Genomic DNA, 12,954 nt, shown 5'->3' with positions numbered 1-12,954 from the left:
ACACCGGGCGCCGGGCCGGAACCCGGCCGGGCCCGGACGTGGCCGGGGGCGGCGCCCGTCCCGACGCCGCCCCCGGCCCTGCTGCCCACGGCCACCCCCACGGCCGCAGGCCGGCCCGCTACTCGTGCGCGATCGCGCCGAGCACGTTCAACCGGGCGGCGCGGATCGCCGGCAGTACCGCCGCGACCACCCCGACCACGGCCGCCAGGCCGAGGAAGACCCCCATCTCGGTCCACGGCAGCACCAGGTCGGTGATGCCGTCCTCGCGCAGCGCCCGGACCACGGCGGCGCCGAGACCGGTGCCGACCACCACCCCGAGCAGGGCACCGAAGACCGAGATCACCACCGCCTCGACGGTGATCATCCGCATGGTCTGACCTCGCCGCAGGCCGATCGCCCGCAGCAGACCCAACTCCCGGGTCCGCTCCAGCACCGACAGCGCCAGCGTGTTCACGATGCCGAGTACGGCGATCACGATCGCCAGCGCCAGCAGGATCTGGATCATCGTCAGCAGGCCGTCGAGCTGACCGGTCTGCTGCTCGATGAAGTCGGCCCGGTCGGCGACCGACACCTCGGGGCTGTCCGCCAGCAGCGTCTCGACGCTCGGCATCACCTGGTCGACCGAGGCACCCGGCGCCAGCTTGAGGTACGCCTGCGTCGGCTGCGGCACCGCGAAGTCGGCCGCCGCCGAGGCCGGTACGACGAACCCGCCGAACAGCTCGGACTCGGCGTAGATGCCGCTCACCGTGTAGTTCCGGGCATCGCCCCGGGACAGCTGCACCGGCAGGGTGTCCCCGACCGAGAGGCCCCGGTCCTTCGCGGTCTCCGAGTCGACCAGGAGCTGGCCGGGGCCGAGCGAGTCGATGCTGCCGGCCGTCGGGGTGGCCCGGTAGATCTCCCGCAGCGCCGGGACGCTGCTGGTCGCGGTGATCCAGCCCTGCTTGCCGCCGATCACCGCGCGGTCGCCGTACAGGCCGGCGACCATCGCCACGCCGGGCAGCTCGGCGGCCCGGTCCAGCACCGCCGGGTCGAAGCTCGGCGGCCGGGGGCCGGTCTGCGCCCCCGAGATGACCAGCTCGGCCTGGATGGTGTCCTCGGCCAGCGCGGTGAGGCTGCTCTTGGCCGAGTCGAGGATCACCGTCACGCCGGTGACCAGCGCGATCCCGACCATCAGCGCGGCGGCGGTGATCGCGGTACGGCGCGGGTTGCGGCCCGAGTTCAGCCGGCCCAGCTTGCCCGGCACCGACCAGGAGAAGAGCCGGCCGAGCAGGCCGACCACCGGACGGCTGATCAGCGGGGTCAGCAGGGCCACCCCGACGAAGGAGAGCAGCACGCCGCCGAGGATGGTCAACAGGGTGTTGCCGCCGTTGCCGCTCAGACCCAGCGCCATCAGGGTGCCGCCGAGCGCGGCCACCACCGCACCGGCGGCGGAGATCTTCGTCAGCGGCCGGTCCGGCGTCGCCACGTCCTGCATGGCGGCCACCGGAGGGATCCGGGCGGCCCGCATCGCCGGGAGTACCGCCGCGATGACCGTGACGACCAGACCGACCGCGAAGGAGCTGATCACCGCGGCCGGGGGTACGCCCAGGCCGGCCAGTTGCAGCCCACCGGCGGTCTGCCCGAAGACGTACGCCAGCAGCGCGCCGATGCCGATGCCGGCGCCGAGCCCGAGTACCGAGGCGACCAGGCCGATCGCGACCGCCTCGACCAGCACCGAACCGATCACCTGACGGCGGCCCGCGCCGATCGCCCGGAGCAGCGCGAGTTCCTTGGTGCGCTGCGCGACGATGATCGAGAAGGTGTTCAGGATCAGGAAGATGCCGACGAAGAGGGCCACCCCGGCGAAGCCGAGCAGGATGTTGTTGAAGAAGGCGAGTCCCTCCTTCAGCCCGGCGGAGGCGTCCTCGGAGAGCTGTTCGCCGGTCTTGACCACGTAGCCGTCGCCGAGCGTGGCGGCGATGTCGTCGCGCAGCTTCGCCGGGTCGACCCCGTCGGCCGCCTTGACGCTCAGTTCCGAGAAGACGCCGGGCTGGCCCAGCATCAGCTCCTGGGCGACCCGCTCGGTGAACGCCACCTCCTGGGCGCCGCCGAGGCTGTCCCGGTCACCGCTGTAGCCGTAGATGCCGACCACGGTGAAGTCGCGCTTCGGTTGCAGGGTGAGTACCCCGACCCGGTCGCCGACGGCGAGCTTGGCCGCCTTGGCGACCCCGGCGTTGACCGCGACCTCGTTGTCGGCGGTCGGGCCCCGGCCCTCGCGCAGTTCGACCTGGCCGCTCTCGCCGGTCCAGTTGGCGCCGATCTGCGGCGGACCGACGGAGGTGAGCACCTTGCCGTTGCTGCCGATCACCCGGGCGCCGTCGGCGGCGGCCAGGCCGGTGGCGCCGGCCACCCCGGACACCCCACGGACCTGCTCCAGGGTGCTGGCCGGGAAGGTGGCGGCGACCGGCATGCCCTCCATCTCGCTGACGTCGATCTTCGGCTTGGCGGAGACCCCGACATCGGTACCGGCGTACGCGTCGCTGAAGACGGTGTCGAAGGACCGGCCCAGGGTGTCGGTGAGCACGAAGGCGCCGGAGACGAACATCACGCCGAGCACGACGGCCAGGCCGGAGAGGACCAGCCGGACCTTGCGGGCGAGCAGGCTCTTCAGGGTCGCGCGCAGCATCAGAGCCCCGCCTCGGCGAGCCCGTCGAGCTTCTTCATCGTGTCCAGCACGGTCTCCGGGGTCGGTTCGATGAGTTCGGAGACGATCTGGCCGTCGGCGAGGAAGATGACCCGGCCGGCGTACGAGGCGGCCACCGGGTCGTGCGTGACCATCACGATGGTCTGCTGGTATTCGGCGACGGAGCGGCGCAGGAAGCCGAGCACCTCGGCACCGGCCCGGGAGTCGAGGTTGCCGGTCGGCTCGTCGGCGAAGATCACCTCGGGTCGGGAGGCGAGTGCCCGGGCGCAGGCGACCCGCTGCTGCTGCCCGCCGGAGAGCTGGGCCGGCCGGTGTCCCAGCCGGTCCCGCAGCCCCACGGTGTCGATGACGGTGTCGAGCCATTCCTTGTCGGGCTTACGACCGGCGATCGAGAGCGGCAGCAGGATGTTTTCCAGTGCGGTCAACGTGGGCAGCAGGTTGAACTGCTGGAAGATGAAACCGACCTTGTCCCGGCGCAGTTTCGTGAGACCGGCGTCACCGAGTCCGGTGACCGCGGTGTCGCCGATATGGATCGTCCCCCGGGTCACCGAGTCGAGGCCGGCGAGGCAGTGCATCAGGGTGGACTTGCCGGATCCGGACGGTCCCATGATGGCGGTGAACCGGGCCCTTTCGAATTCCGCATTCACTCCCCGCAGCGCGACGACCTGGGCCTCTCCGCTGCCGTACACCTTCCACACGTCGTTGGCCCGGGCGGCCATCTGGGCATCTCGGGCTAGCGTCGCGGTCACTTTCATCTCCCCCTAGACATTCTTGGTCCGGCCGGACTACCTGGTCCGGCCGGCAGCATCCATCGTCGGTGACCCGGGCAACCCGGGCGTCCGTCCCGCGGTGGAGTTCTACGCGGAAATCTGCTGCGGGTGGGCCCTGACTGCGAATCAGGGTTGCCCCTGACTGATATGTGTCGGCGCCGTCGTGTCGGCACAATCGACGCACCCGCTCGCCGATCGGTGAGCGTGCCGCGACCGGCTCGGAATTCGACGGTCCAATTTCCCTTTCGGGCGAATACGTTTGGTTGCGCCCGCTGTCCGGCTCCGGCCGGATCCCGCGCGGGTCGTATCAGTCTGTCACGATCCGCTTGCGCTGTGCGTCGATCGCCGGAACGTCGCCCCGGTCCGCTCCGGTACCCCCGTCGTCGCGGTCATGCCGCCCCCTCTGCCCGCCCGGTCGGCGGAACCTCCGCCCCCGTCGTCGTACCTGCGGAAAACGGTAGGCGCGGGAAGCCGGCGGGCCGTCGTGCGCCGGGATGGTCTTCGGGTACGCCCCGAGCCCCGGGCCGGTCCTCCGACCGGACGACTCCGCGTCCGAAGGGTCGTACGCCGTCCGGGCCGTCCGGTCTACTCCTCCGGGCGTGCTGCGCCGGCACCGACTCCGCCTGCCGGAGGGTCCGACCCCGGGCCCGACTCAGGGTCGGCGGTCGGACCCGCCGTCGGCCGGGGCGGTGCGGCGGAGTGGCGCTGCCGTCACGCGCCGGGCCGGACCAGTCCGGTCTCGTAGGCGAGCACCACCGCCTGGACCCGGTCGCGGAGACCGAGCTTGGTCAGCACGTGCCCGACGTGGGTCTTGATGGTCGTCTCGCTCACCGAGAGCACCCGGGCGATCTCCGCGTTGGAGAGCCCCCGGGCCACCTGGACCAGCACCTCCCGCTCCCGCTCGGTGAGTACGCCGATCGCCTTGGGCGGGGTGGCGTCCGGATCGGGCAGCGTCTCGGCGAACCTGTCCAGCAGCCGCTTCAGGATCCGGGGCGCCACGACCGCCTCGCCGGCGGCGACGGTGCGGATGGCGGTGACCAGGTCCTCGGCGGGTACGTCCTTGGCCAGGAAGCCGCTCGCACCGGCCCGGAGCGCGCCGACGACGTACTCGTCCAGGTCGAAGGTGGTCAGGATGAGCACCCGGACCGGCAGTCGGGCGTCGATGATCGCCCGGGTGGCGGCGACCCCGTCCATCCGGGGCATCCGGATGTCCATCAGCACCACGTCGGGGAGGAGCCGCCGGGACAGGTCGACCGCCTCGACGCCGTCGCCGGCCTCGCCGACGATGTCCAGGTCGTCCTCCGCGCCCAGCACCATCCGGAATCCGGTACGCAGCAGCGGCTGGTCGTCGGCGAGCAGCACGCGTACCGGCCGGCTGGACTCCCTACCGTCGCTCATGCCGGCACTCCGCCGCGCTCCGTGCCGGCATGCGGCTCGTCCACACCGAGCTGGCTGATTCGCTCGCTCCGCTCGCTCATGCCGGCACTCCGATTCGCCGATCGTTCCGTTCGCCGCCCTCGGTCATGCCGCTCCCTTGCTGATCGGCGCACCCAACTGCTCCATCGGCATCTTGGCGTAGACGCGGTAGCCGCCGCCGGGACGGGGCCCGGTGCGCAGGGTTCCACCGTAGAGGGCCATCCGTTCACGCATCCCCACCAGCCCGTGCCCCAGCCGTCCACCCTCCGGGGCCGGCCCCCGGCCGGTATCGGCGACCTCGACGATCAGCCAGTAGACCCCGAAACTCAACCGGACCTGGGCGGTCGCCGCCCCGGCGTGCTTGAGGGTGTTGGTGAGCGCCTCCTGCACGATCCGGAACACGGTCAGCGCCACCCCCGGATCCAGCGGGCCGGGTGTGCCGTCCACCCGCAGGGTCACCGGCAGCCCGGCCTCCCTGACCTGCTCCACCAGCGCCTCGATGCCGGCCAGTCCCGGCTGCGGGGACAGCTCGGCGGCCGGCTCGGCGTCGGTACGCAGCACGTCCAGCAGCCGGCGCAGTTCGCGCAGGGTCGTCCGGCTGGTCTCCTCGATGGTGCCCAGCGCGCCGTCGGTGGCAGTCGGATCCCGGGACAGCACCCGGCGCGCCCCGGTGGCCAGTACGCCCATCACGCTGACGTGGTGCGCGACGACGTCGTGCAGCTCGCGGGCGATCCGCCGGCGCTCGTCGGCGACCGCCTGGTCGGCGAGCGACCGCTGGTTCTCCTCGGCCACCCGGGCCCGCTCCTCCAGGGCGAGGATGGTGGCCCGCCGGGCGTGCACGGTACGGCCGACGAAGAAGCAGACCAGCGCGAGCAGTACCTGGGTGAAGACCAGGTACGCGGGGGAGGGTTCGGTGAAGTCGGGCGGTGGCGGCTCGGCGAGCGCGACGGCCACGGCCGGTCCCCAGATCGCTCCGGCGGCGAGTGCCGCCTGGCGCAGCGGGAGCAGCGCGGCGGTGGTGTAGGTCAGCAGCACGAACGTGGCGGCGGCGGTGACCGGCTGGGCGCCGGTCAGGGCCGAGCCGACGAAGATCGGCACCGCCAGCAGCACCGCCCACCAGGGAGCCACCCGGCGCAGGGTGATCGGTGCGGCGCAGAGGACGCTCCAGAACGCCCACCCCGGCCACCCCCACGGGGCGAGTCCCGGCGGAGCGGTGCCGACCAGTACGGTCTCCACCGCGACGGCGGCGACCGCGAGCAGCCCGTCCCGGGCCAGCCATGCACGCTGCCGGGAATCGGGCCGGAGGCGTCGCCAGCTCCCCCGGATCCGGCTGGAGGCCGGCGTCGCGGGGGTATCGGTAGGGGTCATGCTGGCGACGCTAGCCGCTGCCTGGCGCGACAGGTCATCGCCAGCGGCGACCCTCTGCTCCTCCTTCAGGAGGAGCCGTGCTCCTCCCGAGGGGAGCCGACCCCGAGCCCCGGCGCCGCAGCCCCCGCCCGGCCCGGCCCGGTCGACTGGCTCGGCACCACCGCAACGCCCGGTCCCGGTCCGGCCTCCGCCGCCGGTCCCGGTCCGGCCTCCGCCGCCGGTCCTGGTCCCGACACTGGAGCCGAAGCCGAAGCCGGAGCCGGAGCCGGAGCCGGAGTCGGAGCCGGGCGGGCGCCGGGCCGGGCCGGTGGCGGGATCGGAGCGCTCGGGTCGACCGGCGCGGTCGGCTCCGGAAACGGCGGGGGAGTGCCGCCGAAGGTCGGGCAGTGCGCCTGGTGGCTGCACCAGTCACAGAGCCGGCTCGGCTTGGGTCGGAAGTCGCGCGCCCGGGTGGCCTGCTCGATGGCCCGCCAGAGCGCCAGCACGGTGCGCTCGAACCGGACCAGCTCCTCCGCGTCGGGGGTGTAGTCACAGACCTCCGCGTCCCGGAGATAGAGCAGGCGCAGCACCCTCGGCACCACCCCCCGGGTGCGCCACAGCACCAGGGCGTAGAACTTGAGCTGGAACAGCGCCCGGGCCTCGAACGCCTCGCGGGGCGCGCCCCCGGTCTTGTAGTCGACCACCCGCAGCGCGCCGTCGGGCGAGACGTCCAGCCGGTCGATGTAGCCCCGGATCAGCAACTGGTCGTCCACCACCGTGGAGACCAGGCTCTCCCGCTCGGCCGGCTCCAACCGGCGCGGATCCTCGACGGTGAAGTAGCCGTCGAGCAGCTCGCGGGCCGAGGCCAGGAACTCGGCCGGGCCGGCGAGGTCGCCGTCGGTGAAGATCTCCGCCAGCTCCGTCTGCTCGGTCACCAGCCGGTCCCACTGCGGCGCCACCAGGTCACCGGCGGCGGCCGGCGTCCGCTCCTGCGCCGGCAGGTCGAAGAGGCGTTCCAGCACCGCGTGCACCAGGGTGCCACGGGCCTGTTCGACGCTCGGCCGCTCCGGCAGCCGGTCGATGCTGCGGAACCGGTAGAGCAGGGGGCAGGTCTTGAAGTCGGCGGCCCGGGACGGGGAGAGCGAGGCGGTGACCTGCGCCGCGGGCGGGTCGCCGGCCGGGGAGTCCGCCGGGTCGCCCGTGGCTGTCTGCGATGTCACCGTCTCCGCCGTCATGTCCGGAAGGCTATGTCACGGGTACGACCGAACCGGGCCCACCCGCCCCGGCATGCGTACCGGCCCCGATCGTCCGCAGTCACCCCGGCCGAACCGACGGGGTCACCCGGAGGGTTGTTCCGTAGCATCGGAGGAGATGGAGCGAAACTCGCGACCGCGACGCGGCGCTGACCGGCGGCCCGGCGTCACCGTCGGTCGGGTGTTCGGCGTGCCGGTCTACCTCAACCCCTCCATGCTGCTGCTGGTGGCCCTGATCACCCTGATGTACGGCGAGTTCGTCCGGCAACAGCTCGGATTGTCGCAGCTCACCGGCTATCTCGTCGGGCTGGTCTTCGTGGTCCTGCTGCTCGGCTCGGTACTGCTGCACGAGTTGGGGCACGCGCTGACCGCCCGCCGGTTCGGGATCGGGGTGCGCGGCATCACCCTCGAACTGCTCGGCGGCTACACCGAGATGGAGCGGGACGCCCCGACACCCCGGGTGGACCTGTTCGTCTCGCTCGCCGGCCCGGCGGTCTCGCTGGTCCTCGGGCTGGTGGGGGTCGTCGCCACGCTCGCCCTGCCGGACGGCACCCTGGCCAACCAGTTCGCCTTCCAACTCGCCGCCAGCAACGTGCTGGTCGGGCTCTTCAACATCCTGCCCGGACTGCCGCTGGACGGCGGCCGGGCGTTGCGGGCCGGGGTCTGGGCCGTCACCCGGGACCGGCACCTGGCCACCGAGGTGGCCGGCTGGTCCGGCCGGGTCGTCGCGATCGGCACCGCCGTGGTCTTCACGCTGCTGACCTGGCTGGCCGGGCTGCCCTGGCTGGGCCTCGCGCTGGTGCTGCTGGTCGCGTTCACCCTCTGGCAGGGCGCCGGCCAGACGATCCGGGCGGCCCGGATCAGCCGGCGATTCCCGCTCGTCGACCTGGCCCGGCTGGCCCGGCCGGTCTTCTCGGTGCCCAGCGGCACCCCGCTGGCCGAGGCGCAGCGGCGGGGAGCGGACGCCGGGCTACCCGGTTCGACGCTCGGGGTGGCCGACTCCTCCGGCCGGCTGGTGGCGCTGGTCGACCGGACGGCCGCCGAGGCCGTACCCGTCGAGCGTCGGCCCTGGGTGGCGGTGGACGCGGTGGCCCGGGGTGTGGACGCCGTACCCAGTCTCGCGGTCGGGCTCGGCGGGGAGCAGGTGGTGCACGCGGTGCAGGCCCACCCGGGCGCACAGTACCTGGTGACCTCAGGCGAAGATGTGGTCGGCGTTCTGCACGTAGCCGACCTGGCGCAGCTCCTGGAGCCGAACCGAAAGATGACTCAGTGACCGCACAGCCCACCGCCGTCCCCGCCGCCCCGACCGCACCGGTGCCGGCGCACCGAGGGCCGTTCCGCCCCGGTGACCGTGTCCAGCTCACCGACCCGAAGGGTCGGATGCACACCATCAAGCTGGAGCCGGGGCGGTCGTTCCACACCCACCGTGGCGCGCTGGAGCACGACGCGCTGATCGGGTTGCCGGACGGCAGCGTGGTCACCTCGACCGGCGGGACCGCCTACCTGGCGCTGCGTCCGCTGCTCGCCGACTACGTGCTCTCCATGCCGCGCGGTGCGCAGGTGATCTATCCCAAGGACGCGGCCCAGATCGTGGCGATGGGCGACATCTTCCCCGGCGCGAAGGTCCTGGAGGCCGGTGTCGGGTCCGGCGCGCTGACCTGTTCGCTGCTCAGGGCGGTCGGCCCGGAGGGCGAACTGCATTCCTACGAACTGCGCGAGGACTTTTCCGAGATCGCCCGCAGAAATGTGGAATCCTTCTTCGGTGGACCGCATCCAGCCTGGAATCTCCGGGTGGGCGACGTGGCAGACTGCCAGGAGTCCGGTTTCGACCGGATCATTCTTGACCTCCTCACCCCCTGGGAGGCGCTCGACATGGTCGAACGCGCGCTGGTCCCGGGCGGGGTCTTCATCGGTTACGTCGCCACCACGCCCCAGCTCTCCGAACTCGTCGAGGCGCTGCGGGAGCGGGGCGGCTTCACCGAGCCGAGGGCCTGGGAGTCGCTGGTCCGGGACTGGCACGCCGACGGGCTCGCCGTGCGCCCGGACCACCGCATGATCGCGCACACCGCCTTCCTCGTGTCGAGCCGGCGGCTGGCGCCCGGGGTGACCGCGCCGCCGCGCCGGCGCAAGCCCAGCAAGGGCGCCGAGGCGTACGCGCTGCGCCGCCAGGCGCGGCAGGAGGCCGAGGCAACCTCCGGGAGGGCCGGGGAATGATCCTTCCCGCCGGAGTCGACGCATCAGCGGGCGTGCCGAGCACGGCGAGGAGACGGCATGACTGAGCGCAGCGGGCGAGTGAGCCGGCTCGGCTCCGACGAGCCTCGTGAAGCCGACGAGCCTCGCGACGGTGACGAGCCTCGTGACGGTGACGAGCCTCGTGACGGTCACGAGCCTTGGGACGGCACGGGGCACGACGGTCCGCTGGATCCGATCCGGATGCGGAGCGGAGTGCCGGGATGAGCGACCGGAACGAGGCGACGGCGTGAGCCGGCCGGCATTCGGTGGGGGAGACCTGCCGGCCGTGTTTCCCGACTGGTCGCCGTACCGCGACCTGGAGTCGGCCGCCCGGGCGTACCTGCGCGATCCGGATGTCGCGATGGAGGCGCTGACCGGGGTGCTGAACGGCGCCTCGGTGCTCGGCTTCACCCTGGAGCGTTTCGTCAACGAGGTGAACGGGGTCTGGCAGGAGGTCGCGATCTGCGACGGCAGCCGGTTGATCCTCTGGCACGGCGAGGACGTGCCACCCGACGACGGTCCGGCCGGCGCGATGACGTCGTCGTTGCGGGTGGTGCCGGTCTCGACGGTCAGCGAGGTGGGCTGCCGACGGCGGTTGAGCCGTACGCCGACCGGCCAGATCCGGGTCGACAGCATCGACGTCTACCTGCTGCTCAGCTCGCTGGACGAGGGCGTGCCCGGCGACGAGGCGCACGTACCGCCCCGGCACGACGCGCTGCGGTTCGGCAAGACGCTCGACGACGGCGGTGCGGGGCAGATCTCCCGGCTGGAGGAGTTCGCCCGACTGGTCGCCTCGGTGGTCGGCCGTCCCACTCTGTGAGCAGGGGCGCGGTGAGAAATGTCCCCGTCGTCGCCGGTGGGAAACCTCCGGCCTCCTCGCGGGTGAGAAATGTCGCCGCCCCCGTCTCGGCGTCCGGCCGGGCGGATTCCCCTTCGCAAACCTCGGCGGCGATCCGGTGCCGAACCGCGACCGGCTGGCGCCGGGACGGCCGCGTCGTTCGACGGCGCCGCAGCGCCGACAGGGCGGCTCCTGCCGGCCCGGAGTCCCTGGTCAACAGCGGTGTCGAGTCGACCGGCGCCGCCCTCGGACGGAGTCGCCGGGGCACCGGGCGGCGGGCCGGGACGCCGTCCCGTTTCGCCGACGTCGGCCCGCCGGTCCGTCGACGAAGTGATCAAGCTTCGGCGACGAGGGTGTTGCGTGGAACCGAATCAGCGTCATAGCGGTTAGTGTTAGGGCAGAACGTTCAAGCCCCCGGGGAGGTGGGACGTGGCACGCAGCGACGACGCGGACTCGCGCGCCGCACGGTGGGAGAAGGAGGCCCACGATCTCTCCACCCAGGTCGCGTTTCTTCAAGAGGAACTCGCTCTGGTGCGGCGCAAGTTGACCGAAAGCCCTCGACACGTCCGGCAGCTTGAGGAACGGCTGGCGGCGACACAGGCGCAGCTGGCTCGACTGACGGAGAACAACGAGCGGCTCGTGAACACCCTCAAGGAGGCACGCGCCCAGATCGTCACGCTCAAGGAGGAGATTGACCGGCTGGCGCAACCGCCGAGCGGTTATGGTGTCTTCCTGGCCAAGCACGACGACGGTACGGTCGATGTCTTCACCGGCGGTCGCAAGCTCCGGGTGGCGGTGTCACCCTCGCTCGACGTGGCGGAGCTGCGCCGTGGGCAGGAGGTCCTGCTCAACGACGCGCTCAACATCGTCGACGCGTTCGGCTACGAGCGGGTCGGCGAGGTCGTCATGCTCAAGGAGGTGCTGGACAGCCCCTCCGGCGGCGCGGGCGACCGGGCACTGGTGATCTCCCACGCCGACGAGGAACGGATCGTCCACCTCGCGGAGACTCTCATCGGCGCGCCGCTGCGGGCCGGTGACTCGCTCATGATCGAGCCCCGCTCGGCGTACGCGTACGAGCGGATCCCGAAGAGCGAGGTCGAGGAACTGGTCCTGGAGGAGGTGCCGGACGTCGACTACGGCGACATCGGCGGCCTACAGGCCCAGATCGAGCAGATTCGGGACGCCGTCGAGCTGCCGTTCCTGCACGCCGACCTCTTCCGGGAGCACCAGCTCCGGCCGCCGAAGGGCATCCTGCTCTACGGCCCGCCCGGCTGCGGCAAGACGCTGATCGCCAAGGCGGTGGCGAACTCGCTGGCCAAGAAGATCGCCGAACGGCGGGGCGAGGAGAAGCACACCAGCTTCTTCCTCAACATCAAGGGCCCGGAGCTGCTCAACAAGTACGTCGGCGAGACCGAGCGGCACATCCGGCTGATCTTCCAGCGGGCTCGGGAGAAGGCCGGCGAGGGCACCCCCGTCATCGTCTTCTTCGACGAGATGGACTCGGTGTTCCGGACCCGGGGCTCCGGCGTCTCCTCCGACGTGGAGAACACCATCGTTCCGCAGCTGCTCAGCGAGATCGACGGTGTCGAGGGCCTGGAGAACGTGATCGTGATCGGCGCCTCCAACCGGGAGGACATGATCGATCCGGCGATCCTCCGCCCCGGCCGGCTCGACGTCAAGATCAAGATCGAGCGGCCGGACGCCGAGGCGGCCAAGGACATCTTCTCCAAGTACATCCTCACCGGGCTGCCGCTGCACCCGGACGACCTCGCCGAGCACGGCAACGACCCGCAGTCCACGGTCGCGGCCATGATCGAGGCGGTCGTGCTGCGGATGTACTCGGAGACCGAGGAGAACCGCTTCCTCGAGGTCACCTACGCCAACGGCGACAAGGAAGTCCTCTACTTCAAGGACTTCAACTCCGGCGCGATGATCCAGAACATCGTCGACCGGGGCAAGAAGATGGCGATCAAGGAGTTCCTCTCCTCCGGCCGCAAGGGGCTGCGCCTGCAGCACCTGCTCGACGCCTGCGTCGACGAGTTCCGGGAGAACGAGGACCTGCCCAACACCACCAATCCCGACGACTGGGCCCGGATCTCCGGTAAGAAGGGGGAGCGGATCGTCTACATCCGTACCCTCGTCTCCGGCGGCAAGGGCGCGGAGGCCGGCCGGTCCATCGAGACCGCGAGCAACACCGGCCAATACCTGTAGCACCACGAACGGCATCTGTGGGCGCCGCGTTCCGCGGCGCCCACAGTGCTGTCCGGGACCCGCCACCGCGACTCGCCGCCGGCACCCCGGTGCCGAACCGGGCGAAGAAGCGGTGAAGGCGTACCGTGGCCGTGTCGACACACCGGGCGAACAATCCGGCGACGGCGCGGACTAGGCTCAATAGCATGGGCAAGCGGAGCGAGG

General features: G+C 71.9%; 8 protein-coding genes and 1 pseudogene. 4 read left to right on the top strand and 5 right to left on the bottom strand.

The window, feature by feature from the left end:
- Positions 1-118 precede the first annotated feature (118 nt).
- The 5 genes and pseudogenes from C6W10_RS18530 to C6W10_RS18510 all read right to left on the bottom strand — a co-directional run.
- Complete coding sequence (locus tag C6W10_RS18530) at positions 119-2,665, bottom strand: ABC transporter permease (RefSeq protein WP_107259158.1); 2,547 nt, start codon at positions 2,663-2,665, stop codon at positions 119-121.
- Complete coding sequence (locus C6W10_RS18525) at positions 2,665-3,432, bottom strand: ABC transporter ATP-binding protein (RefSeq protein WP_107259157.1); 768 nt, start codon at positions 3,430-3,432, stop codon at positions 2,665-2,667. Before C6W10_RS18525 ends, C6W10_RS18530 begins: the two co-directional genes overlap by 1 nt.
- 732 nt (positions 3,433-4,164) lie before the next feature.
- A complete protein-coding gene (locus C6W10_RS18520) occupies positions 4,165-4,851 on the bottom strand; it encodes a response regulator transcription factor (protein WP_107259156.1) in 687 nt (228 codons plus the stop codon).
- Between the two features lie 123 nt (positions 4,852-4,974).
- On the bottom strand, positions 4,975-6,237 hold the full coding sequence (locus tag C6W10_RS39480) for a sensor histidine kinase (protein WP_107259155.1): 1,263 nt from the start codon (positions 6,235-6,237) through the stop codon (positions 4,975-4,977).
- Between the two features lie 263 nt (positions 6,238-6,500).
- Positions 6,501-7,451 (bottom strand): annotated as a pseudogene (locus tag C6W10_RS18510) (RecB family exonuclease); the annotation flags it as partial.
- A gap of 136 nt (positions 7,452-7,587) precedes the next feature.
- Between C6W10_RS18510 and C6W10_RS18505 the strand changes: the two are divergent.
- The 4 genes from C6W10_RS18505 to arc all read left to right on the top strand — a co-directional run bounded on the left by C6W10_RS18505 (position 7,588) and on the right by arc (position 12,750).
- Positions 7,588-8,742, top strand: a complete 1,155-nt coding sequence (locus C6W10_RS18505) for a site-2 protease family protein (protein ID WP_369931213.1) — start codon at positions 7,588-7,590, stop codon at positions 8,740-8,742.
- The gene (locus C6W10_RS18500; RefSeq protein WP_107259153.1) at positions 8,739-9,683 is read left to right on the top strand and encodes a tRNA (adenine-N1)-methyltransferase; all 945 of its coding nucleotides are present in this window, start codon (positions 8,739-8,741) and stop codon (positions 9,681-9,683) included. The genes C6W10_RS18505 and C6W10_RS18500 overlap by 4 nt, the downstream gene beginning before the upstream one ends.
- Before the next feature lie 265 nt (positions 9,684-9,948).
- Entirely contained in the window at positions 9,949-10,521 is a 573-nt protein-coding gene (locus C6W10_RS18495) for a hypothetical protein (RefSeq protein WP_107259152.1), read from the top strand.
- Between the two features lie 447 nt (positions 10,522-10,968).
- Positions 10,969-12,750, top strand: a complete 1,782-nt coding sequence (gene arc / locus C6W10_RS18490; RefSeq protein WP_107259151.1) for a proteasome ATPase — start codon at positions 10,969-10,971, stop codon at positions 12,748-12,750.
- Positions 12,751-12,954 lie beyond the last annotated feature (204 nt).

The organism is Plantactinospora sp. BB1 (assembly GCF_003030385.1).
Taxonomy (GTDB): Bacteria; Actinomycetota; Actinomycetes; order Mycobacteriales; family Micromonosporaceae; genus Plantactinospora.
The sequence above is the reverse complement of the archived record's forward strand: the minus strand, read 5'-3'. Positions and strand labels throughout refer to the sequence as shown.

Excerpts from the sequence above, each read along its gene's own strand:
- C6W10_RS18530 (WP_107259158.1), bottom strand. The coding sequence starts at position 2,665 with ATGCTGCGCGCGACCCTGAAGAGCCTGCTCGCCCGCAAGGTCCGGCTG.
- C6W10_RS18520 (WP_107259156.1), bottom strand. The coding sequence starts at position 4,851 with ATGAGCGACGGTAGGGAGTCCAGCCGGCCGGTACGCGTGCTGCTCGCC.
- C6W10_RS39480 (WP_107259155.1), bottom strand. The coding sequence starts at position 6,237 with ATGACCCCTACCGATACCCCCGCGACGCCGGCCTCCAGCCGGATCCGG.
- C6W10_RS18505 (WP_369931213.1), top strand. The coding sequence starts at position 7,588 with ATGGAGCGAAACTCGCGACCGCGACGCGGCGCTGACCGGCGGCCCGGC.